Genomic DNA, 25,659 nt, shown 5'->3' with positions numbered 1-25,659 from the left:
ATGCGTCTGCAGCACTGGCTAGCCAACCGCTTGATCCTGCGACCCTCGCGGCATGCGATCGAAGCGAGCGGGCTGCAGGCCTGCGCCATTCCGCTCGCCGCCACGGGCGTGGTTCCCGCCGGGACGCTCGAGTGCTTTGCCGCGCGGCAGTGCCCCGGCAGCGAGCTCCCACGCGGCGACTCACGGGCCGAGGGCTCGCGGGCATTTCCCGTGGAGTCGAGCGAGCCGCCGGAGCTGCTGATCCTCAAACTGCCGGGCACGGCGGGTCGGGCGGAGCGTTCGACGCTGTTTCCCGCTTCGCTGCTCGGCCACCGGACGGCGGAAGTCTGGACGTGCAATCCGCCGGGCTACGGACGGTCGACCGGCCGCGCGTCGCTGGCGGCCGTGGCTGCCGCTGCGGTCCACTTTTTCGATTGGGTCGCGGCCCGCCGTCGCGACCAGCGAACGGTCGTCTGGCTGTGCGGCAACAGCCTCGGCTCGGCGACCGCGCTGCACGTGGCGGCCAGCCGCCGCGTCGACGGACTGGTGCTCCGCAATCCCCCACCGCTGGTCGACTTGGTCCGCCTCCGCGGCGGCTGGTGGAACCTGGTCGGCGGCGGCAACTGGGTCGCCTCGGGGATCCCGCACGAGATGGATGCCGTGGCGACGGCGACGGGCGTCTTTGCGCCGATCGTGTTCATCGAGTCGGGCGCCGACACGCTCGTCCCCCCGAGTCTCCAGCAGCACATTCGCGATGCCCACCCCGGGCCGCAGCGAACGGTCCAGCTGGCTGGGGCCGAGCACGATACGCCGCTCAGCGAAGCCGACCGTCCGGCGATTCGCGAGGCGGTCGGCTGGTTGTGGGAGCAGCAGGGGGAGGGAAATTCGGGAGCAAAATAGTTGCTTTTGCTTGGTTCAGCCCTTTATCATGGCGATAACCCGCCGTATGTCCCCTTGGTGGTTGACATCGGTCCCGCCTCCCCAACGTCCTGCCAAGCCATGCCCCGCCCCGCCCCACCCTCCTGGGTTTTGTCGCCCGTTTGGGTCTTCTCGTGCTTGCTGGCCGTCTGCTCGATCGGCGTCTGCTCGCTGGGGGGCCTCGAACAACGGCACGCGTCGGCCGCGGAAACGCAGCCCGCCGCTACCGGGGAAACCGCTACCGGGGAAGCCGCAGCCACTTCGGAAGCCGCAGCCACTTCGGAAGCCGCAGCCCCTTCGGAATCGCCAGCCGCTTCGGAAGCCGCAGCGGATCCCGAGTCCCTGGTCAGTTTCGAGCTGGACGTGCAGCCGATCCTGACCGCCCACGGCTGCAACCAGGGTGCCTGTCACGGCAAGCAGCGGGGCCAGAACGGCTTTCAGCTTTCGCTGTGGGGTTTCGATTCCGACTTCGACTACGACGCGCTGGTCCACAACGCGCGGGGGCGCCGCGTCTTTCCCGCCGTCCCCGAGATGAGTCTGCTGCTGCTCAAGGGAACCGGCCAAGTCCCTCACGGCGGCGGTGTCAAACTCGATCCGGCCGATGAGGGCTACGAAGTCCTGCGCCGCTGGATTGCCCAGGGACTCCCGCGGCGGCTGCCGAACGAGCCGGTGATGGAGCGGATCGAAATCTCGGCGACTGAACATTTCATGAAGGTCAAGGAAGAGTTTCCGCTGAAGCTGACCGCGTACTACAGCGACGGCAGCAGCCGCGACGTGACGGCCCAGACGACCTACCAGTCGAGCGAGTCGGCGATCATCGACGTCACCGACGCGGGCGTGGTCAAAGCGGGGCCGCTACCCGGCGAAGCCACGATCATGGCTCGCTACATGAATCACATCGCGACTTGCCACGTCGCAATCCCGCTGCCGGAGCCGGTCGCCCCCGAGACGTTCGCCAAGCTGCCGCGGCGGAACTTCATCGACGAGATGGTTTGGGAGAAACTGCAGTCGCTCGGCATCATCCCCTCGGAACCGTGCGACGACGCGACCTACCTGCGGCGAGTTTACCTGGACGTTATCGGCCGGCTGCCGACTCCGGAGGAAGTCCGCACGTTCCTCGCCGACACCGATCCGGAAAAGCGAGCCCGCGTGGTCGATCACCTGCTCGAACGCCCCGAGTACGCCGAACACTGGTCGGTCAAATGGGCCGACTTGCTCCGCCCCAACCCGTACCGCGTGGGCATCAAAGCGGTCTTCAACTACGACCATTGGATCCGCGACAACTTTCGCAAAAACAAGCCCTACGACGAGTTCGTCCGCGACCTGCTGACGGCTCAGGGCAGTAGCTTTGACATGGGCGCGACGGTCCTCTACCGAGATCGCCGCGACCCCGAAGAGATCACGACGCTGGTCAGCCAGCTGTTCCTCGGCGTGCGGCTCGAGTGTGCCAAGTGCCACCACCACCCGTTCGAGAAGTGGGGGCAGGACGACTTCTACAGCTTCGCCGCCTACTTCGCACGGATCGGTCGCAAGGGAACCGGACTCTCGCCGCCGATCTCCGGGAGCGAGGAAATCATCCACGTCTCCAATCGCGGCGAAGTCAAACACCCGCTGACCGATGAAGTCCTTCCTCCGCGACCGCTGTTCGGCGAACCGCCGGTGATCGAAGAGGGCGAAGACCCGCGGGCCGCGCTCGCCGAGTGGATCACCTCCCGCGACAATCCCTACTTCGCCCAAGTGATCGTCAACCGCGTCTGGGCCGACCTGATGGGCCGCGGCATCGTCGAACCGGTCGACGATCTACGGGCCACGAATCCTCCCACCAACGAACCGCTGCTCGAGGCGCTGGCCGAGAGTTTTCAAGAGGCTGACTTCGATCTCAAGCAGCTGATTCGCTTGATCACCAGTTCGCATGTCTACGGCTTGAGCTCGCTGCCGACGCCCCAGAACGTGGGCGATCGCCAAAACTACTCGCGGCATTATCGCTCGCGGTTGCGGGCCGAAGTGCTCTCTGGGGCGGTCGACGACATCACCGGCGTCCGCGACCAGTTCTCGGCGATGCCCGCCGAGTCGCGGTCGAACGAGCTCTGGACGACGCGCGTCGATTCGGTCTTCTTGGACACCTTCGGACGCCCCAACCCGAACCAAGATCCCCCCTGCGAACGGAGCCCCGATGCGACCGTCACGCAGGTCCTGCACTTGATGAATTCACCCGCCCTGCACGCCAAGATCACGAGCGACGCAGGGAACGCGGCCCGCTTGGCGGCGAGCGAACTCTCGCCGGACGAAATCGTCAACGAGCTGTATTTGCTCGTGTATTCCCGTTATCCAGACGAGGAAGAACGGAAGCTCGGCGTCTCACTGTTCGCCGGCGAAGACGCTTCGCGGCGGCGAGCGACCGAAGACTTGATGTGGGCGCTGCTGAACACTCCCGAATTTAGCTTCCAGAACTAAACCCGCGGTTTATGGCTCCTTGAATAAAGGGAATCCTATGTCTCTGCATCGCAACTGTGCCGGCGTCACCCGACGCGACTGCCTTAAACTGGGTTTGGAGGGAATCGTTGCCGGTGGCTTGGTCGGTGCCCTGCGGTCGCAAGCGCTGGCCGCCAGCAACGTCGAACCCGGCAGCGGCAGGCGTCCGGCTCAGGCCAAGGCTTGCATCCTGATCTGGATGGACGGCGGGCCCTCGCACTACGAAACGTTCGACCCGAAACCCGACGCTCCGGTCGAGATCCGCGGCCAGTACCACCCGATCGCGACCAAGCTCCCCGGCGTGCACTACTCGCAGCGGATGGAGCGGCTCGCGGGGATTGCCGATCGCACGACCGTGATCCGCTCGATCTGCCACAACCAGGGCAATCACGGAGCGGGAAACCACTACATGATGACCGGTTCGCCGCCGCGGATTCCGGTCGGCTGCGGCGCGTTCGTCAGCTTCCATCCCAGCATGGGTTCGGTCGCCTCGCGGGAATGCAGCTCGCCTCCCGGTCTGCCCCCCTACTTTTCCCTGCCCTCGATGACGCGGTCCGGTGGCCCCAGCTTCCTCGGCGCCGAACACGCTCCGTTCGTCGTCGGTGGCGATCCGAACCGCGCCGACTTCCAGATCCGCGACGTGGCGATCCCGCGGGGGCTGGCCAATGACCGTTTCCTGCAGCGGCGTGAACTCCGCCAGCTGGTCGACCGGATGCAGCGGATCGAAGAGGAGGCGGCCGCCGATCCGGTCCGGGCCGGCGATGAGTTCTACCAGCAAGGCTACCAGCTGGTGACCTCGACCGACGCCCAGCGAGCCTTCGACATCCACCAGGAATCGGACGCGGTCCGCGAGCGGTACGGCCGCAACGGGTTCGGCCAACGGGCGCTGCTCGCACGGCGACTGGTCGAAGCGGGCGTGCCCTTCATCACGATCAACGATGGCGGCTGGGACCACCACACGAATCTGTTCAGCGCCTACGACAAGCGGATGCCCGCTTGGGACAACACGCTCGCGACGCTGATCGAAGACCTCGACGAACGGGGGCTGCTCGATTCGACGCTCGTGATCGCGCTCGGCGAATTCGGTCGCACGCCGCAGATCAACAAGGACGGCGGCCGCGATCACTGGTCCAACGCGATGAGCGTCCTGTTCGCCGGCGGTGGCACGCCCCGCGGACAGGTGATCGGAGCGACCGACCCGCGTGGCTATGCGGCGGTCGAACGGGTCCTGTCGCCCGAGAACTTCGTCTCGACCGTCTATGCCAAACTCGGGATGGATCTCACCAAGCATTACTACACCCAAGAAGGTCGCCCGACGCTCCTGGTCAGCGATCCCTCCCCGATTCCCGAACTGATGGGCTGACCGACGTGCTCGTTTTCCGTGATCGTGCCTGCCGCGGTGCCCTTGATGGTCCTTGTTCGTCCGATCAGCCGCCACGCGCTAGCGTCCGGTTCTTCCGCCGCAGTGCCCTCTACGGTGCTGCGTGGCTGTTGCTCACTTCGAGTGCCTCGGCGGCGGCACCCACGCTGAACTATTTCTTCCCGGCCGGTGGACCGCGAGGCGAAGCGTTTGAAATCACCGCTGGCGGCGATCCCGGCAGCTGGCCCGTCGAAGTCTGGTGCGATACGCCCGGATTGAAAGTGACGCCGCTCGAAGAGAAAGGAAAGTTCCGCGTCGAGCCCGCAGCCGAAGCCCTGCCGGGCGTCTACTGGCTGCGGCTGACTAACGCCGAAGGAGCCTCCGATCTGCGACCGCTGATCCTCGATCAGTTGCCCGAGATCGTCGAAGCCGAACCGAACGACGGGCCGCCCCAAGAGGCTGCCGCCAAGAAAGCGGACGAAGCTGCCAAAGCGGACGAAGCTGCCAAAGCAGACGAAGCTGCCAAAGCAGACGAAGCCGACAAAGACGAGGTCCAGCGGCTCGCATGGGGCCAAGCGGTCGAGCTTCCGGTGACGGTCAACGGTCGTTTCAATCGCTCCGGTGACGTCGACGCTTTCTCGTTCACCCTCGAGGCAGGCCAGTCGGTCGTGGCTCGGCTCCAGGCGCAAACGATCCTCGGCTCGCCGGTCGATGCCATCCTGCAGATCGCCGAACTGGTCCAGCAGCCCACCTCGTCGGTCTCGCCGCTGCCGCCGCGAACCGAAGCCTACGTGCTCGAGCAAAACCACGACGCCCATGGACTCGATCCCCAACTCGAGTTCCGTGCCGAGCGGGCCGGCACCTACGTCGTCCGTGCGTTTGGATTCCCCGCCGATCCCAACAGCACCATCGGATTCGCGGGGGGCGACCCCTATATCTATCGCCTCACGCTCAGCCCCCAAGGCATCGTCGACCACGCCCTGCCGCTGACCGTCGAGAGCTCGACCGCCGCCGAGACCGAGATCCGGCTGTTCGGCAGCGGGCTGCCGCCGGAGGGCATCGCTGCCACTCCCCAGCCAACTGCCGATGGGGCGACCGATTGGCGGGCGTTCGCGCCCGACCTGCCTGGCACGGCCGAACTGACCACAGTCGAGCGGACTACGGTCGAGCGGACCGTGCTCGTGCCGAGCCTGCCCGCCGCCAACCCCCAATTCACCGACGCCGTCGAAGTCGCTCTGCCAATCGTCGCTTCGGGCCGACTGGCCGCAGCAGGCGAAGTCGGTGCGGTCCGGTTTACCGCCTCGAAAGGAGAGCGACTGCGAATCACGCTCGAGTCGCGTGAGCTCGCCTTCCCGCTCGACCCGGTCGTCGTCGTCCGCGATGCCGAACGCAAGATTTTGGAAAGGAAAGATGCCGGACGCCAACGCGGCGACGTGAGTTTCGAATTCGACCCGCCGGCCGACGGCCAGTACGCGGTCGAAGTCCAAGATTTGCACGATCGCGGCGGCCAGCGGTTCGTCTACCGGTTGACGGTCGAACCGGCGGCGGCCGACTTCGCCCTGACGCTCAAGGACAACCGCTTCGTGCTCAAGCCTGGCGGCAGCGTCACGATCCCCGTCGCCGTCGAGCGCCGCTCCGGAATGGCCGACTCGATCACCGTCCGCTGCCACGGATTGCCCCCAGGCGTCGAGGCCAAACCGGTCGTCTCCGAAGGCAAAGGAGCCACGGAGAAGGAAGTCAGCCTGGTCCTCGAGGCGACCGAGGACGCTCAGCCGACTGGCGGAACCGTCCGCATCGTCGGCCTGGTCGAAGGAACTCCCGAGCTGGAACGGTCAGCAACTTTTGCGCTCACGCCCCCCTTCGCCGGCAAGCATTCGGCAGTCTGGCTGACCCTCGCCAAGTAGTCGCCTTTCGCTCCGCGAAAGCAGCGCAGCACCTTCCGCAACTTTCGCGGAGCGAAAGGCGACCATCACTTGTCGCTGACCATTTCGACGTCGTCGTGCAGCACGTCCTGGACGTACAGATCCTGGACCAGGACGAGCACGGCTGCGGCCAGTGGCGTCGCCAGCGCGATTCCCAGCAACCCGGCCAGCACTCCCATCAAGACCTGCACGGCGATCACCAGCGCCGGCGGCAGCGAAACTTGATGCTGCTGGACCATCGGAGTCAGCAAATAGCTCTCGACGAACTGCAATCCGGTGTACAGCAGGATCACGTACACGCCCATCATCGGGCCCTGGGAGAGCGCCAGCAGGAGCGGAGGGATCACCGACAGGACGGGACCGATGTTGGGGATGAACGTCAGCAATCCAGCGATCACGCCCATCGTCACTGCAAGCGGAATCCCCAGCAGCCACAGCCCGATCGCGGTGGCGACGCCGATCACCGTCATCTCGAACAGCCGCCCCAGGATCCAACGCCAGAGCGTGATCCGCACTCGACTCAGAACCTGGGCAATGTGGGTCCGCCGCGGCGGCGGAAAGAGCTTGATGATCCCTTGCCGATACACCTCGGGATCGGCGGCCGTGTACAGACCTACGAAAAAGATGACCACGATATTGACCAGCACGCCGAAAGTGGACTGGACCATCGTGCCCATCGCCGGCACCCACCGCGAGCGGCCTGCTTCGAGCTCTTCAAACGTCGGCAGATACTTCAGCAGCTGTTCTCCCGACGGGGCTGCCGCAACCCGCTCACGCAACTGCGTCAGCGCATCGCCAAGCTGCGTGCCGAGGGCGCTGACGCGGTCCACGATCTGCGGAACCAGATAGACCATCAGCCCTAAAAAGCTGCCGAACACGACCAGCGTCACGAGCGTCAAACACCAGCCGTAGCGGAGTGGCAGCCAGCGGCACAGCGTCTCGCTGAGGCTGTACAAAAAGACGCCCAAGAGAACGCCGGCAAAAATCACCAAAAACACGTCCGGGGCGTGCCAGATCGTGGCGAGCACCAGGATCGCCAGCACGACCAGCCCGACGACCGTCAGCGCGCGGGCGACAAAGGAACGTGATGGCTTCTCGGCCGATTCGAAGTCACGGGCTGAGTGCTCCGGTGGGGAACTCATACGCGGTGCCGCCCAAGCTCAAGGAAGTGAAACCAAGGAAAGACTGCAGCAGTGGCGCACAGCATACCGCGTACCGCAGATCGGCCAGCACGGCGCAACCGCCCCGCAGGGGCTTCGACAGACCAGCCCAGGGCGTCGCTGCGCGTCTTCGCGGGCCGCCAATCATGGGTTGCCCTTACAGGGCGTTACGTCTGAATTGCATCCCAAACCCAGGGCGGCGCTCAGCGGCTTCGCCGCGAACGCTCTGCCCTGGCCTGATCGGTTTCCGCCCTTCGGGCTGCGGCAAACGCGCGATCGTTCAACTCGCAGCTACGCGTCTTCGAACTCCACTCCCCGGGTCTCCAACCACTCCCGCACCGCATCCAGACCCTTGCGATCCTCCTCCAACCGAAACCACCGATCCCGGTTCTCGACCTTGGTGCGAATATTGTCGAGAAATGTTATTCCCGCACACTGAGCTCGTTCATAGTCGGCGCCTTGCTCGAGCAAGTAGAGAACAACGTCAAACCGAACCTGTGCCGCTGCAGTCGCCAGAGGGTGGCAAAGCGGCTCATCAGGTCTGTTTATATCAGCTCCATACTCAACTAGCAGTCTCACATTCTCTAGTGTTCCGTTACTTATCGCTGCCTTGAGTGGACCTCCTTCAAGCGGCCGCCCCCGTCCGTAATTAATAAGATTAGGATCTGCCCCTCGCTCCAAGGCCTTCTTAAGCCACCACGCATCCTCCTTCATCGCAGCCCAATGAGTGACAACCCGCTTGCCACTCATGACAACATTCGGATTGGCTCCGTAACTTAACAACGCCTCATAACTATCTTTGTGGTCGCCTTCCAAGGCCACCCAAAGAGGCGTACTTCCGTCACCATTCAGTACATCCAAATCACCTCCAGAAGATGCATATACCGCGATCGCTGTCGGGTCGTCCATATCGACGGCGTCCCACACATCAACACCCCCTGCGACATGACCATGACAACCAGCTAGAAGAACGGCAAAACAAAACAGAAGAGCCCAAGCTCCAGCCCAAACATACGAGCTGGATTTGCGATATCGACACACCATCAAATCATCTTCCACATACCAATGAACACTTCACTCATGAAGTGTCGGACAACCATACTCCAACTACGCCCTTCTAACCAAAGATTGCGACCCACCGAATCCGGCGCAGCCGATCCGACGTGGCCGACCACACTGACGCCGAACCATGGCGACGGCGCCCACCCAGGCGAGGCATTCTGCAATGTAGAAAGAATCTCACCTCGCACACGATAGGCCTCGATCAAAAGATCTGCTCCCGCAAGACTCTCTCCGAAGCGAGCGACAAAATGTGGATTAACGCCTGCAGCGTTGAAAGTAGTCGCTGGCCGATTGGACACAATCGCTGCCGCAGACGCTAGGCCACCCCCAAGCGAGTGTCCGACAAAACGATCAATGCGACCGAATCTCCCCTCAAGCCCTTCAATCTCTGCAATTGCTTGTTGATACTGAGGTGCGTCACCCAACACTCCCTGCTGCAAGTTGTTAATCCAATCGGGCGTGGTAAGTGTTCCAGCATAAGAAAGGACGAGTTCATCACCACGTTGAAAAAGCCTTGCGTGGAACCCAGTATCAAAATTTGGTATGGCTCTCAGATCCCGCCACCCACGCCTTTGCACTGCAGTCAAGTCAGCAGTTTCATAACCCGCCTCCGCCAATAGTGCGTAATCATAATCCGCGATCACCTTCTGTCGTGGTATCGGTACGACAGGTTGCATTGCCGACTCGATCTCGAGTACAGCTCGTGCCAAAGCAATATTCCATACCAAGCTCCGTAGCGCACGCCCTACCGTTGAAACAACACTCGCAGCCTTCCCTGCTCGCATCTCCGACGACGTGGTATTTGCCGACAGGGTGCTCGAAAGGGTGAACATCCCCGTCGGGTCTGTGCCTTGGATGGGGTCGCTGTGGGCGTAGGCGTATTTGTGGTAGCTCTGCGGCTCTTGCTGATTGCCGGCAAAGGGATCAAGTCGGCTGAAGCGGCCTTGCGCGGGATGGTAATAACGCGCCCGCAAATACTGCTGCCCCGTTCCCGCTTCAAAACGCTCGCCGCTGTAGAGCAGGCTGGTGATCGGCCGCTCGGGGCCGCCTTGGAGGGTTCCGTAGGCGTCGTAGAAGTAGATCTGCGGCTGCGAGTCCGAAACCACGATCGTGGCGGTGGCGTCCAGTAACGCTCGAACGCTTGCGTGGGCGTCGTGCACAAAGGTATGCGTGCTCACCCGATCGCCTTCACCTCCAAACTCGGCGACCGTCTGCGTCAGCTCGTCTTCGCCGTACGTGTAGTCGACGACGCGGACCATGTCGCCCGTCGCCACATCCGACACCACCTCTCGCACCACTTGCTGGTAGCCCGTGAAGTTGGCGTGGTCGACCAGATAAACGGTCTCCAGCCGACTCTCGGGCTCCCCGTCACCGTTCGCGTCCCGTTCGGCCAGAGAACCGACCCGAATCCCCGTGTGGTCGTAGCGGTACGTCGACCGGCTCGCGCTACCTAACGCTCCGGCTTCGAAATCGCTGACCGTCGCCGCATGCAGGCGGCCCTGCAAATCGTACTCGTAGCGATGCGTCTGCTGGATGACCCCATTGCCATCGCTGAGCGAGCGGGTGATCTCCTGCGTGTGCGAATAGCCATACAGAGTAGCCGCCTGCAGTTCGCCGTCGGCACCCCGAGTCGCTTCGTGCACCAGCCGGTCGTTGGCGTCGTACTGGTAGTCGAAAGTCCGGTCCAGACGGCCGTCAGCCCCTTGGACCCGATGTTTCGCCAGCCGATTGCCAACCAAATCCATCACATACGTATCATGGTAATCGAGCTCATCATCCCAGTGATCAAAGACTTCGTCCGTCAGCCGCCCGAGCGCATCGTAGTCGTAGGAGTAGCTGGCGGTGAAAGGTTCGAGTTGTCCATCGCCATCACTGTCGCGCCACCAGGTCTCGACGCGACTGGCCCGACGTCCGTCCGCTCGCAGCACATAATCGAAGCGAGCCACCTCTTGGTTGTCCGATAGATCACGAAGGTCTTCGCCGGAGCCATCGGTGCGGTAGTGGACAAGACGCTCCAACTGATTCATCGCGTTGTAGCCGTAATCTTTGAAGAGCCCATTCGCCGCAAGCTCTGCATCGAGTCGGCCTTCGGCGTCGTAAAAATATCGATGCTCGGCCTCCGCCGGTTCACCATCCGCTGCCGAACCTCTCTCGGTCACAACCACCAGCCGTCCCAGCACATCGTAGCCATACTCCATGCTGCGAATCGGGTCGGACGGATCGCCAATGATCGTCGCCGTCTTCTGGCCTAACGAATTGTAAGTGTAGTGGAGCGTTCCCTCCGGAGTGCTCTGGCGGATGAGGCGGCCCGAACTGTCGTAGTGCTTTTGCTCGGTGCGAGTGGCGCTGCGACCGTCGCGACGATCGATCTGATCGACACGCACCTCGCGTCCCTCAGCATCATAATGGAAGGCCCAGACTTCGTCCGGCGCATCGGGCTGGTCAACAAAAGAACTCCACTGATCAAAAAAACGCTTCTCCGCGATGCGACCGGTGGGAAACACTCCACGGAGTTCGGCCAAAGTGCCCCCGGGCTGTGGCGTGTCGTCATAGATGAACTGCGTGACAACACCTTCAAATGAGACCTGATATGCACGCCGCCCTCGCGCATCGTACCCAAACCGCTCGCTCCACTCGCCTTCAGGCACCGCGGCATCATCCTCCGTACCAGCGATGCCATCCGCGCCGTGGCCGAGGGGCAGCGTCCGCGACAATTGCAGGCCCGTCGCTCCGTAAGTGAACCGAGTTTCGCGGCCCAGCGGATCACGGATCAGCGTCTGGTTTCCCTCAGCGTCGTACTCATACTGATAGGTCGCCGCCGCGAGTGAGCCACCGAGCGGATCGTACGTCTCGGGAAGCGTGACGCGGAGCAGTCGGCCCTGCGAGTCGTAGCTGAAGCGACGCGTGAGTCCCTGCCGATCGACTTCCGCAACGAGCCGGCCCTGTGCGTCGTACTCTTTCTTCTCGCTCGTCCCATCGGCAAATACGGTCTGCGTGAGCCGTCCGAGGTGGTCGTAATGAAAAGCGGTCTCCCGTGCGTCTTGATAGTCGACCTCCAGGAGCACACCGCCGGCATCTTCAATCTGGATCACGCCGCTGCGCTGAAGCGATTGCTTTCCGTGGACGTCGAACTCCACTTCACTCCGCAGCCGAACCAGTTTGCCCGGATAACGTTCTCCGAGTCCGACTGACTCCGCCGCCAACGGATGGCCGATCGAGGCAATTTGGCGACCGCGAGAGTCGTGTAGAAAGTCGGTGATCTCGCCCGCCGCTGAAATGCTTCGCACCATTCGGCCGGACGCATCAAAAATTGATTGCGACTGGGTGACCAACTCACCAGGATCCGCTAGCACGGCTTCACCATCGATGATCGCGACTCGAGAGTCCGCCACGCGCTGCGTCCCCGTCACTCGCCCCATCGAGTCGTAGAGGGAATGAGTCGTATAGACGGGCCCCGATACTCCTTCGCCCGGCCGCGTGTTGCCGGACAATTCAAACCGATCGGTCTTAAACCGCACGCGGCCGAAAGCGTCGTAAGCAGTTCGTGTCACCATCCATACGACTTCCCCCTGCTCCGTCACTGCCTGCGAGCGACTTTCGATCGTTTGGCCGAATCGGTCATACAGCGTTTGGCTCTCGCGTCCCACATGATCGACACTTTTCCATACCCTTCCGGCGTCGTCATAAGAGAGTGTCGACGTCGATAAAGTCATACCGGCTGAGCGGAGCGATGCGGTGGGCGTCGCCGACCCGCGACCGGCAATCGCGATCTCCAGCCCCCGCAGCCGTTCGGTCTGCGCCACACGACCGTCAGAGCCATAGATCGTGTGCGTCCCGAAGATCTCTGTAGCCGGAGTGCCTTCAGGCGCATTTTCCGCCACATACAACTCGCGTCCCTGGTCGTCGTAGATCGTTCGTGAAACGAGCCACACGAAACTCCCATCGACGGTAGGCGACTGGGTGCGAGTCTCAATGGCCAGGCCGCGGGCATCGTACAGCTTTTCTGTGAGGTAGCCGTTTTGGTCGACTGTCTGAGCCGGACGGTTCAGCGGGTCAAAGTGGGTCCGAGTCGTCCCGGTCGGCGTCTCGATTTCCCGAATTTGGTCGTTGGCTGCGACGACCACGGATGTCGTCACGGTCTCCGTATGGCTCGCGTCGCTCGGGTTCGTCCAGACGAATTCGGTCCGCGTGCGATTGCCGTTCTCGTCGTACACCATCGACCGAGTCCGCTGGTCGGCGTCGGTCAGAGAGAGCAGGTCGCCGAATTGGTCATAGACCAGCCGCATCGTCTGAGCATCAACGGTCCCGGGAATGCTGCCGATGGAATTATCGGCGGGTCCGTCCACTGCCGCGGGACCACCGACCCGGATCTCACTGACCTGTCCAAACTCGTTATAGGTCAGATGGGTCAACTCGCCGGTCGGGGACCGAACGGAAACCAACTGCTGATCACCGTCAAAAACGAAAGAAGTTGCTCGTCCTAGCGGATCGATGATCGCGGTGGGAGTACCATCGGCTGCATATTGGTAACGAGTCACGTTTCCACGGCTGTCCGTCTCACTCGTCACCTGTCCCCAACGATTGAACGTTCGCGAAACCGTCAGATCGTCACTCTCGCCAGCTTCAGCGTCGAGTCCCCCGATGACTTGCGTTTCCGTTGCGGGTATACCGAATTGCGGATGTTCGAAAGTCCGCACGACGCGACCTCCCCCTCGCAGCTCCTCTTCGACCGCGTTGCCATGCTTATCAAAGCGCACAACGCTCCGCACGCCTTCCGCATCGGAAGTGGTTTGACTCCGATTTTCCGTGTCGTAGGCAAAATGAAGTGAGACATCGCTGGCGTCGGCAAGAGATGCCAAGCGACTGCCCATCACTGCAGGCTGCGTGCTTCCGTCGGCCTGCCCGCTATCGTCTTGGTACTGAGCTTTAACCGCTACGTTTCCAAGTGGGTCAGCAATCGTATCGAGATAGTGAGATGGGCTATCGTGATAGGTCATCCGCGAAGTGTTTCCCATGCGGTCGGTGAAGGCGACCAAATCGCCTGCCGCGTCATAGGTGTACTGGAGCGAATGGCCGCGGGGGTCCGTGATGCGAACAATGCGACCTTGCATGTCCCGTTCGAAGCTGACGCTGCGACCTCGATTGCTAAAGATTCCCCTCGAAGTGAACGTCAAACGGTTGCCGCGTGCATCCGCTACGCTTTCCGTTCTGCCGGTTGCGGCATCGATCGTATAAGTTTGCTGATCAGCCAACGATTCTAACTGATAGATTCCGCCAAATTCGGAATCTGCTGGATGGTAGGTGGTGCCAAAGCCGCTGACGTATTCGCTGCCTAACTTCTTGAGGCTGCCGGAGGGTGCGGTCAGGTTGTAAGAGTTCCCGAGATCGGGTTCAAAGCTGGCTTTCCAGCTGAGCACCAAGCCGAACAGCGTCTGGTCGGGGACGGCTCGGAACGTGAAACCTTCTTCGTTTCCAGCAGGCGTTCGGACTCGCACTCGCGTCCCGTCGACGAACGCTCGATAGCGACCGCTGCCCAAGCCGCCGAGCGTGCTTTCGTCCACCGACACGGTCGCTTGGTCGACTTCCAAGCTCCAGCCGTGGCCAAAATCTCCCGACCGATTCGCGTCCAACGTGTCGTAGCGACGGACGACGGTGATCGGAATCCCAGCAACGGGGATCGTTAAATCGGCAAGTGCGAGCTGGAAGTTGCCGAGCTTGAGTTGTCCCTCGACCGCTACCACTTGGTCGACGGCGGCCGTATTGAACCCTGCGTCCTCGGCGACCACGCGGAGCACATACTGTCCGCGTGCCAGCCTCGTCGGGTCGAAGCGGCCGAGGGTGAGGTCGCCCAGACCGGCTAATGTTTCGCCAACCGCCGCCGTCCGGGAGCCGATCTGCTCGAACGGAGCCGAGCCATCGAGGGGGGCGACGAGTAGACGTACCGCCGTGACATCCGATTCCGCGTCGGCCACCGCAACCCGCACATCGACCGGAGCGGTGATTGGTTGTCCCGCCGCCGGAGAGAGGAATGCGGGGCGTGGGGCCGCATTGTTGGGATCGCGAACGAGCAACTCGAACGACTCGACCGCAGTATTTCCCGCCGCATCGCTCGCCTCGCCGCGGATCGTGTACCTCCCGGCGGTGGCGAAGCGGTAGCGGGCAGTGCCATCCGCACCGAGTGCAAGCGGCGTCTGCTCCGCAAAGATCCGCCGCTCCGCCACCGCGACATCATCGTTAGCGACGAACCGCAGCACGACCTCAGCATCGACGTCCACGCTTCTCCGCTCCACCAGCCAAGCAACCTGCGGCTGCGTCACGTCGGCCAGCACCGAGAGCGTCCAGCTCTGCATGACGGCCGCAGCGTTGGTGGGATCGAGGCGACCGTCGCTGACCATGACCTCGACCGGATGATCGCCGATCGCCTCGGAAGAGGTCTGCCAGGAAATGCGGCCGGTCGCTGCGTCGAGGCTCAAACCCTCGGGACCCGTAACGAGCGAGTACGTCAATCGGTCGCGGTCGGGATCCGTGGCCACCGTGTCGTAGCGGTAGAGCTGGCCGGCGGTTGTCGAAGTCGTCGGCGTGCTGATAAACCGTGGCGGACGGTTGGGGGCGAGCACCGGCAGATAGAATCGGTAGGAGGCGGTCAAGCCGCCGGGATCCGTGGCCGTCAGCTCCACCGGCGCGACGGTTCCGACAGCCGCAACCGGAGGAGTCCAGCGGAGCGTGCCGTCGGCCGAGACCTCCATCCCCGCCCGGCCTTCGCTGAGGTGGTAGAGGATTGCGTCCCCGTCCGGATCGATCGCGGGGAAGCGCCGCGAGTAAAGCGATCCGGCATCCGCCACACCGGGCTCGGTCAACTCAAACCGCGGCGGCACATTCCCTCCGCTCAAATCGACGCGAACGGCGAACTCCATCGTGCTCCCCTCGCCATGCGTGTCGATGGCCATGACTTCGAAGCGATAGACGCCATCGGTGGTGGGAGTCCAAGTCAGGCGGCCCGTCTCTGCGTCCAGGAATCCGCCATGCGAGTGGCTCCCGTCGACAAATTCAAAGCGGACCGCGTCGCCGTCAGCATCGGTCGCCGTGAAGCGGGTCTCGTACGGATTGCCGCGGCGGTGGTGGACCGGCGGATCGCCACCGATCGCTGGGGGATGATTGCTGCCGTGAACCTCGAGGGTGTACGCATAGGTATCGAAGCCGCCCACCGTATCGCTCGCTCGCACGATGATCCGATGCGATCCCACGTCAGCCAGCCTCGGCTGCCAATGGACGCGTCCATGCGGATCGATCTGCATCCCCAGCGGAGCCGCATCGAGCGACCACAGAATCGTGTCACCGTCGGCGTCGGACGCGGCGAGTTCGGCTCGGTAGCCTCGCTCCGCGACAGCGACCAGCGAAGGATTCCCCGTCACCCGCGGAACTTGGTTTTCGACCGAGTGGCCGACGTCGATCCACCAAGTCGCGATAGCGGACTCGCCTCGTGAATCGCGAACGTGGACCGTGACCGCATGCGGCGAGTCGGTGGTGACTTGAGCGGGCTCGGGAGTCCACTGCAATAAACCCTGGCTGCCGATCGAGAGCCCCGACGGTCCGCTGACCAACTCGAACTCGAAAGAATCGTGCTCCAGATCGACCGCCGGAACCTGCCACACGTAGGGCCAGCCGATGCGCAATTCGCCGCGCGGCGAACCCAAGATTTGCGGAGCCGTGTTGTGGGCCGGATCAAAGACCGTCAGCTCGACTGGCTGGGTGTCGCGGCCGCCGTGATCGTCGACGACGCGAATCTCAAACCGAACCTGTGCAAGCCCGCTGGCTGCAGTCTCAGGATTCCCCACCTCAGGATCCCCCGCCTCAGGATTCCATCTCAGCAGACCCGACAGCAGATCGAGCTGCATGCCGTCGGGGGCTCCTACCAACTCGTAGCGGAGTTGATCGCTCGGGTCCGGATCCACCGCGACCGCTTGATAGGTGAAGGTTTCTCCCAGCACGGCTCGGGTGGGTGCGGCACTGGTGAACCGAGGAGGCGAGTTGGCAAACACGTCGAGCGAGAAGGCATGCAGCGCCACACCTCCGAACTCGTCGGTGACCCGCACGACCACTTCCTCAGTCCCCGCGGGTCTATTCTCGGAAACCGTCCGGGCGTCTGGAATCCAGGAGAGCTCACCGGAGCGGGCATCGACGACCATCCCCGCCGGGGCGAGCGAGAGCTCGTACCGCAGCAGATCGTCATCGGGATCGAAGGCCTGCACCGCGTACCGATAGCGCTCGCCGATCCTCGCCGTCGAAGCCGCCGTGCTAGTAACGACGGGGTTCGCGTTGTCGTGCGGCTGAGGCGGAACGACGCGGATCGTGAAGCTCTGCGTGCGGCTCTCCCCTGCCCCACCAACGTGACCCTTGACGGTCCGACCATCGACGGCTCGACCATCGACGGCGCGAACCGTGATCCGATGTTCGCCGACCTGTGCCAGCGTCGGCCGCCACCGCAGTTCGCCGCTCGCCGGGTCGAGCGTGAGGCCTGCCGGAGGAAGCGCGGCAGTCTCCGCGTCGGGCAGTAGCTGAAAGGTGAGCGGATCGTCGTCGGCGTCGTTGGCGGCGAGCCGCAGCGCCAGCGGCCGACCAGCCGACTGCTCTCGGTCGGCGACCGGCTCGAGCGTCGGAGGCGAATTCTGAGCGTCGACCGTGCTGACCGTGACGGTCCACCGCTGCACATCGACGCCTCCCGAGGGATCGCTCGCCGAGACCGCAAAGTCGTACTCACCGGCCGCCGAAGGCGACCACAGCAGCGTGCCGCTGGCCGCATCGAATTGGGCCGCATCGAATTGGGCCGCATCGAAGTCGGCCGCCGCGGCACTCCCTCCCGGTCCAGCGAGCATTGCATAGTCGATTGGATCCTGATCGGGATCGACCGCATGCACTTGATAGCGGTAGCCCGCGGCCAGCGCGACCGGCACGCTGCCGAACAGAACGCCGGGACGTTCCGGGTCGATGAACTCGAGCTCAAAATTCCAAGCGTCGCCGTCGCCGGAGAAAGTGACGGGGAAGGTGACGGTCCGGCCTTGGTAGCTCGCTTGGCCGATCTCGACCGGAGCATGGGCGCTATTGGGGACCAGTGTGAGGCGGACGTCGCGGCCCACGGTCTCGGCCAGGGTGGAGACAAAAGCCCGCGTGAACGACTCCCGCTGAAGCGGCCCCTCGGCACTCGAATCACGAAGCGCCGCGATGTTCCAGCTCGTTCCTTCGACCGCCGCAGCCAGCTCGACGTAATCCTGTTCGGTCGTCCCGTGCCCGTCGTAGGCGTCGAACGATTCTTGAAGCGAGCTCTCAAAACCTCCGAGGCCATCGGCGTAGAACAATGCGACAGCCTCTCCGTTCGCGTCGTCGTCTCGGCTCGCGACGCCCAACGCCTCGCCATCACCGGTGCCACTTCGAAAGCGGATATCGGTGATCGTATGCAGCCCGACTCGGTGTTCCTCGAGGCTCGCTTCGATCTCGCTTCGAGACAGTTCGTGCTCGAGCGTCTGCCGCGGCTCGTCGGTCAGGAGAATCAATTGCCGCGAAGCGAGAGGGCGAAACTCGAGTTGGTCGAGCGCGTAATCGATCCCCCAGTAGCCATCCTCCTGAGCTCCGGTGACGCGAAGAGCGAGTGCCCGCGCGGCTGCAGTCTCGGCGTCGGCAAAGGCACCCGCGTCGGGCTCGAGTGACAACGTCTGGCCGGCGGCTGCGGTGAACGCAAACACGCTCACGCCTCCTCCGGGATCGACCTCGCCTGCGAGTGGTTCGTCGAACACTAGCGGTGCTCCACCGCGGGCGAGTTGGAAGACGTACTCCGAGGCGGGTGCGGTCCGTTCGACTTCGATGGCATACCGTCCGGACTGCAGCGCGCTGAGCAGCTCCGAACGGGGCAGTGGCGGGGCGGGCGTTTCCGGTTCGTCGGGCGAAGGTCCGCCTCCGACGTGCCCTCCATCGCCGGCCTGGTCCTCAGCGACGACTGCCGTGGCCGAGTCCCAGAGGCGTCCGCCGCTCGGCGCGATGATTCGCATCCGAGCGGCGTTCGGTCCCGGCTCGACGAGCGTGGCGACAAACGTCTCGCCAGCCTCGAGGTCGAGGACGTAGCGGACGATGTGCGACGCGCCGAACTGACCTCGGATCGGTGTGTCCCACTCGGCCGCCAGCCCCACCGGCGGAGCGACCGCTGCGGAACCGACCGAAACGGCGATCGAGTACTCCACCGGTTGAACGTTTTCCGCGTGGCCCTGGATCAGAAGTTTGTAAGTACCCGATGTCGCAATCGGCAGCTCTGAGATTCCGCCGTGGAGACTCGAGCCTCGGCCCCGGAGAATCGGCAGGCCGACCGGATCGAGCAGCTGCCACGTGGTCGCGCCGCCGGTATGGGTGGGAAAGTCGACCGAGAGGAGATCGCCCGCAGAGAGCGGAATCTCGTAGAGCTCGGCCGCCGTGGGCTCATTAAGCGTCGCGGTGACCGTCTGGCCGGCGGAGATCGGCGTAAGCGGTCCACTCAGATCGCGAACGGCGAAAGCGTAAGGAATCGGCTCGCTCGTCGGGTGCGATTCGCTTGGCGAGACGACCAGGGTGTACGTGCCGTCGACCGGCAACACGAGCGGGTCGAGGTCGAGCGGCAGCGATTCGAAGAAGCCTGTGTCCGACCTCGCGACAGGCTCATTTCCTCCCACGACGAATCCATCGGGGCCGAGCAGGCGAATCGAAAACTCGTCGCGGAGCTCGGGAAAGCCGGTGTCCGAGAGCTCGGCCGGAGCATACCAGGCGTCGACGAATAGGGGCTGCCCGGCCAACGCATCGAACCGGTAGACCGCGAGCGCATCGGAATCGCTCAACACTCCCGAGGTCGCCGCTCCGACGGTCAGCGGCACGGCGCCGGCGAGCGAGTCGCCTTCGGAACCGTCGTTAGTCAGAGGCCCGAGCGTGGGCGTGAAGCGATAGCCCTGCGGCTCTTGCCGATCGGTCCCGCCGGGAGTGCTGGGGCTGGCCATCACGGCGTACTGGGTGATGGAGAGCCGGTACGTCCCGTCGCTTGGAAACACGAACTCCGGCAACGGCTCTCCCGGTTGCACGCGGAACGCGTCGAGCACGCCACCGCTCGGACCGTAAACCGAGATCACGTAGTCGTTCTCACCCGTCACGATCCGTGGCTCGGGAGCCGCCGCTCCATAACCGATGATTGCATAGCGGTTATCGACCACGCCTGCGTCAACGAGCGACGTTTCGAGCCGCGTGATCACGTCGGCGATCCAAGTCTGCTCTTCCATCGAGCTGCTCTCGTCGACGACCAAGACGATGTCAGCCGAGCGCGGATGGGCATCGGCCGGCAAGGTCAGCGAAACGGGTGTGGTGTAGCTGCCCCCGCGAGGCAGCAACCGCTCGACCGCCGCCGGGCTGACGTCGCCAATCGCTGGCCCCACTTCGAGGGCTGGCCCCCCGCCGAGAGCTGGCAGACGAAACGAAGTCTCCGGAGCGGTGACGATCAGCGGCGGTGCATTGTCCGGATCGGGATGCACGTAGATGCGATAACTCTGCGTCGCTCGCCCACCATGCGGATCGGTCACTTCCAGACGGACCGGAAGCCACTGGCCGACTTGTTCCGCCGAGGGAGTCCAGCGGGCTCGTCCCCTCGGAGCATCTTCTGGGGAGGCGTCGACCGCGAGCCCCGCGGGACCATCGACCACCGCGAACGCGAGCGGATCGAAGTCGGGATCGCTGGCCTCCGTCAGGTACGAGTACTCGCGGCCGACGTAGGCATCGAGCACCGGCATCGTCGTGAAGCGGGGCGAACGATTGGGGGCGTCGGCGGTGCGAACTTCGATCTCGAACGCTTGCGAGTCCTCGGCGGCTAGCGGATCGATCGCCCGGAGCTCGACTCGGTGGCGGCCCACCTCCCCTGCCCCAGGCGTCCAAACCACCTGACCCGTGGCCGCGTCGAGAGTCATCCCAGCAGGACCGGCGACCAGCTCGTACCGAAGTGGGTCCTGGTCCGGATCGGTTGCCGCGGCCGTGTAAACGTACTCGTTCCCGAGTCGCAACGAAGTCGGCGGTGTCGAGACGAATGTGGGTGCCGCGTTGAGGCCCCCGAGTACATGCAGCTGATAGCCGAAGCGTTCGAAGGTGGGGTTGGCGAAGCGAAGCTGCAGCTCGATCGACTCGCCACTGAGCAGCTCCCCGCCACTGAGCAACTCTCCGCCACTGAGCAACCCTGAAGCATCGTAGTACGGAGCTCCGGCGAGCGCCGCAGGCGAACCCTGAGGCAGCAGGCTCGCATCGAGTGGCAACTGGCCGCTGAATTCGCTCAGCTCCGCTTCGGGCAAATCGATTCCGGTGACTGCGACCCACAGGGGTCCCCGCACCGGATAGACGCCGGTGTTCGTCAGCGTCAAACCGGCGGCCAACGAATGGGTGTCGATGTCGAAGGCGGTGTAGTTGTAGCTGGGGGTCACGCTCTCGCTGACATCCGCCAAGCTCCGCCAGCGAGAAGCGTCGTGCCACTCTCCGAACCATGCGTCAGCAGCGGGAGCATCACTGACGAGTCGAGGAAACTGGTCGCCGGTGATCAATGACGCTTCGCCGGTGGGCGAAACGTCGAGCTGTTCGACGCCGGGCACGATTGCCACGCGGGTGCCATCGTCGCGGTCGTTGTTGACCAGCCGCTGGACCAACCGCACTTCGCTGCCGGCGGGCAGATGGGAGACGTCGACCGTGATCGTGACCGAGGCACCGTCGCGGGAGACGAGCGTCCCGCCGCCGATCAGGACCGCTTCGTTCTCGGTCTGATTGAAAAAGGCATCGCGGTCGGCGGCCACGATCGCGGCCACCGGACGCCCCCGTGGATCGACCAGCGCCGCCTCGAAGGCATCGTTGATCGAGTCGCGATCGGAACTGTCAAACTCGAGCGAGTCATAGCGGAACCGCAGGGCTTGCGTCCCGGGCTCGATCACAATCGCCTGTTCGTACGCCGTGACGAAACGATCCTCTTCGACCAGCTCGATGTGGTTCGGCAGGACTTCGATCGAGACCGGCTGCTCGTCGAACCGCTCGGGGGTCCCATCATCGGTCGCGCGAAGCAAAAAATCGTAGACTCGCGAAACTGCGTCGCCGCTGGGCGTCCACGAAAATGCACCGCTCGCCGGATCGAACGCGGCGCCCGGCGGCACGTCCCCGTGGAGCGAGTACCGCAATCCGTTGGCTGGCCGATCGGGATCGAGCGCCACGGCGAAGAGCGCGATGGTGGTCCCGGGCCGGACCGCATGGTCACCAAGCGGCTCGAGGACTGGCGGCCGATTGACTTCGCGAACGTGGACGACGAAGGACCGGGAAGCGGAGAGTGGCCGCAGCGCATCGTCGGTGACCGTGACGGTGACCGGAAACTCGCCAGGCCCGTCGTCTTCGCGCGGCGTCCAGCTCAGCTCGCCCGCATCGCTGATCGTCATCCCAGCCGCGCGCGAAGCGGTGTCCAATCGGTAGACGAGGCGGTCGGCCGGCAGGTCCGCGTCGGTGGCGGGAATGGGAAAGTGGAGCGTCGTGAGTTCATCGACGAACAGGTCTGGGATCGGCTCGACGACCGGCGGCTGATTCTGTTCGCGAACCGTGACCGCAAACGTTCCGGTGTCCGAGAGCCCAGGATTGCCGGAGTCTGACACGGTGACGCTGAAGTAAACCATCGCCGGACCGGTCGCTTCGTCGGTCTGCCACCGCACCGTGCCGCTCAGCGGATCGATCGTTGCCCCGGTGGGAATCGCCGCGCCGTCGGTGAACTGAAACCGCAGCTGGTTCTGAGGCAAGTCGGGATCGACGGCGGCCACCACGGCTTGCAGCAATCCACCTTCGTCCATCGAGACGTCCGCCGGCATCACGATCCGCGGCGGTGCATTGACTTCGCGAACTTCGATCGGGATGTCGATGCGATCCCGCATCTCGGGTCGATCGGGATCGACCGCGATGACCTGCACCACATGCGTCGCCGGGCCTTGCGATTCGTCCGGCGTCCAGCGAAGGAGCCCGGTCCCGCTGTCGATCTGCAGGCCCTCCGGAGCATGGGGGCCGAGCGAATACCGAACGCCGCGATCAGGTCCTCCGGGAGTGGCCGAGAGTTGCAGCCGCAGTTCGCTCAGCTCGTCGATGGTCTGGGGAACGACTTCGGCCAACACTGGCGGCTCGAAGGGAACCTCCACGACGACTGTGAACGCGGTGCTGGCGATCGCCACGGGCTGGCCGTCGTCATGGGCGAACACCGTCACTGAAAAGATTCCGCGTTCTTCGGGAGTCCAGTCGATCTCGCCCGTCACGGGGTCGATCGTGGCTCCACGGGCCAGGCTCGCTGCATCAAGACTGTAGCGGAGCGCGTTCGCCGGCAGATCGGCGTCACTCGCCAATCCGCGAGCACGAACCGGCTGGCCGAGTTCGAGATGGAGATCGGGCAGCGGGCTGAGCTGAGGCGGCTGGTTGACTTCGCTGACCGTGATGGTGAACTGCGTCGTCGCTGCGGCGCTCGGTATGTTGTTCGGTATGTTGTTCGGTGCGTCGCGGACCGTGACCGTCACCGGAAAAACGCCCGGCCCCTGAGCTTCGGTCGGTGTCCACTGCAGCACTCCGCTGTCGTCGATCGTCATTCCCGCGGCGAGCGACGCGGAGTCGAGCGAGTAGCGAAGCGGCCCGCCATCGAGATCCTCGGCGGGAATCGAGACGATCAGCGGTTGCTGTTCGGTGATCTGCTGGTTGGCGACCGGCGGGATGTGGGGCGGCTGATTCGTCTCGCGGACGGAAAGCGTGAAGGTCGCGAGCGTGCTGAGCCGCGGGGAGCCGTTGTCGCTGACGCGGACCGTGATCGGAAACTCGCCAGGACCATCCGCTTCGCCTGTCCGCCACTCAAGCCGGCCAGTCAGCGGATCGATCTGGAGTGCCGGCGAGGGTGGATCGACTAGCGCGTAGGAGAGCGTGTTTTCGGGCAGGTCGGGATCGCTGGCCAAAACGAGGTGCAGGAAGGTGTCGCCTTCATCGATGCCCCTGTCAGGGATCGCTTCGACGAGCGGCGGGCGATTCACTTCGCGGACTGCGATCCGCACCGTTTGGCGATCGGCCACCTGCGGAGCGTCGGCATCGCGAGCGATTACGGTGGCGGAGAATTCTCCGGGCCCATCCGCTTCGCTCGGCGTCCACAGCAGGGTGCCAGTCCGCGGATCGATGACCATCCCGACCGGGTGGCCCGGTTCCAGATCGAACCGCACGACTTGATCGGCACGGCCGGGAATCGCTTCGAGCGGAATCCGCAGCTGGGTCTGCTCGGAGATCGTCTGGGGCGGGAGCGCCACCAGCGTCGGCCGCGCGGCCAGGGCCGTGTGGCGGATCCAAACGCCTTGGCGGTCGACGCCGCCGGTCCCGCTCCAAGCGATGCGGGCTGGACCGCTGCCGATCGCCACCGCCGAGAAAACTTGGTGGCCGGAGTTCCTGCCGGCGGTTTGGTTCACGACAAAGTCGGTCGCTTCCCCGCCACTCCCCGGCTCCCCACTCCCCTCCTCCGCTGCGAAGACTTTCGCATACACCTCCCAGCCGCTGCCATCGGCAACTCCGCTGGTCCAGCTGATCACATACCGCCCATCGGGAGCCATGGCGAGATCGGGGTCGCGCTGCACTCCTCCGACTTGAGCGTTGACCAGCCGGTCGTGGTCATCCCGCGGCGCTCCATCAGCGGCGAACCGGCGGCTGTAGATGTTCCACAGCTCTTCGCCCGCGGTGTAGCCCGACCAAGCAATCACGAACGCTCCCGAATCGTCCATCCCCACGCGGCTGTGGAGTTCGGCTGCGGCGGTCGCAGCCGAGGCGGTGAACTCCTGCGTGAATAGCTCCGCGGGAAGGGACGCGTCGGGATCAGCCGCGTCGGTCTCCGAAGCGCCGGGAGCGGGGTAGAGTCGATACTGGACCCCTTGAACTTCGGCTGCTCCGCCGCGGCTAGTCCACGTGACCACCGAGCGGCCATCGGCAGTGGCCGCGATGGCCGGTCGATCCTGGCGACCGGCGGTAGTGACGTTGACGCGTGCTTGGTCGCTCAGCGGATTGCCGAGGGCGTCGAAGGTGCGGCGGAAAACGCCATCGGGATCGTCGCTCCCTCCGGTCCCACTCCAGACGAAGAACGTCGCTCCGTCGTCGGCCACAGCAACGTCCACTTCCCCTTGTCCGCCCGCTGCGATTTGGTTGATACGAACTTCGTCGGTCAGCGGGGAATCATCGGCAGCAAACCAGCGGGCAAAGATCCCTTGCTGGTCGCCCGGTCCGCGTCCGTCCCATGCGATCACGTACCGCCCATCGGCGTAGACGGCGACGCTCGGCCTTCGCTGGGCTTCGCGGACCGTGAGGTTCACGCGGCGGTCGGTGCTCGCTTCCGATCCCCCTGCCGATGACCCCCCTGCCGATGCCCCCCCTGCCGATGACTCGGACGAAGCGATGCGGCGGACGAAAACTCCGTCGTCGTCGGTCAGGCCGCGGCCGCTGAAGACGATCAGGGTGTCACCGCTCGGCGTAACCTCGAGGGCCGTCGACTGCGACTCGCTGGTTTGCAGTCGCGGAACCAGCGTGTTCACGAGACTGGCAAAGGTCTCGCCGCCATCGAGCAGGATCCGCGTTTCGAGCTGCTCGACGAGCGTACGCCGCTCCCGCCGCCGCTGGCGGGAGCGAGTCCGACGTTGGCGACGGAGGAGTCGGGCGAGGGCATGGCGCATGATCCGAACTCACCGGTGCGAGAAAGCGGGAGAGTGAAATCAAAATG

The 25,659-nt window shown here is 64.1% G+C and carries 7 protein-coding genes; 4 read left to right on the top strand and 3 right to left on the bottom strand.

The window, feature by feature from the left end:
- From GNK13_RS15635 to GNK13_RS15620, 4 genes are all read left to right on the top strand, one after another.
- Complete coding sequence (locus GNK13_RS15635) at positions 1-879, top strand: alpha/beta hydrolase (protein ID WP_164103488.1); 879 nt, start codon at positions 1-3, stop codon at positions 877-879.
- 99 nt (positions 880-978) lie between these two features.
- Positions 979-3,351 (top strand): DUF1549 and DUF1553 domain-containing protein, encoded by a 2,373-nt coding sequence (locus tag GNK13_RS15630; RefSeq protein ID WP_164103487.1) that lies wholly within the window; start codon positions 979-981, stop codon positions 3,349-3,351.
- 37 nt (positions 3,352-3,388) lie between these two features.
- Positions 3,389-4,732, top strand: coding sequence for a DUF1501 domain-containing protein (locus tag GNK13_RS15625; RefSeq protein ID WP_164103486.1), 1,344 nt, complete (start codon positions 3,389-3,391; stop codon positions 4,730-4,732).
- Positions 4,733-4,860: 128 nt separating this feature from the next.
- Entirely contained in the window at positions 4,861-6,633 is a 1,773-nt protein-coding gene (locus GNK13_RS15620) for a hypothetical protein (RefSeq protein WP_164103485.1), read from the top strand.
- A gap of 65 nt (positions 6,634-6,698) precedes the next feature.
- On the opposite strand, the gene GNK13_RS15615 is transcribed toward GNK13_RS15620, so the two are convergent.
- The 3 genes from GNK13_RS15615 to GNK13_RS15605 form a co-directional block, all read right to left on the bottom strand.
- Positions 6,699-7,793: an AI-2E family transporter gene (locus GNK13_RS15615; RefSeq protein ID WP_164103484.1), complete on the bottom strand. Its 1,095-nt coding sequence runs from the start codon at positions 7,791-7,793 to the stop codon at positions 6,699-6,701.
- A 309-nt stretch (positions 7,794-8,102) separates the two neighbouring features.
- On the bottom strand, positions 8,103-8,870 hold the full coding sequence (locus GNK13_RS15610; RefSeq protein WP_164103483.1) for an ankyrin repeat domain-containing protein: 768 nt from the start codon (positions 8,868-8,870) through the stop codon (positions 8,103-8,105).
- Positions 8,855-25,612, bottom strand: coding sequence for a putative Ig domain-containing protein (locus GNK13_RS15605; protein ID WP_164103482.1), 16,758 nt, complete (start codon positions 25,610-25,612; stop codon positions 8,855-8,857). The genes GNK13_RS15610 and GNK13_RS15605 overlap by 16 nt, the downstream gene beginning before the upstream one ends.
- Positions 25,613-25,659: the final 47 nt, after the last annotated feature.

Source organism: Candidatus Laterigemmans baculatus (genome assembly GCF_010367455.1).
Classification (GTDB): domain Bacteria; phylum Planctomycetota; class Planctomycetia; order Pirellulales; family Pirellulaceae; genus Laterigemmans; species Laterigemmans baculatus.
Note: the sequence above shows the minus strand (reverse complement) of the source record. Positions and strands in the feature narration are given on the sequence as shown.

Bases quoted from the DNA above. Each gene is read 5' to 3' on its own strand.
- GNK13_RS15625 (WP_164103486.1), top strand. From the start codon at position 3,389: ATGTCTCTGCATCGCAACTGTGCCGGCGTCACCCGACGCGACTGCCTT.
- GNK13_RS15605 (WP_164103482.1), bottom strand. From the start codon at position 25,612: ATGCGCCATGCCCTCGCCCGACTCCTCCGTCGCCAACGTCGGACTCGC.
- GNK13_RS15630 (WP_164103487.1), top strand. From the start codon at position 979: ATGCCCCGCCCCGCCCCACCCTCCTGGGTTTTGTCGCCCGTTTGGGTC.
- GNK13_RS15635 (WP_164103488.1), top strand. From the start codon at position 1: ATGCGTCTGCAGCACTGGCTAGCCAACCGCTTGATCCTGCGACCCTCG.
- GNK13_RS15615 (WP_164103484.1), bottom strand. From the start codon at position 7,793: ATGAGTTCCCCACCGGAGCACTCAGCCCGTGACTTCGAATCGGCCGAG.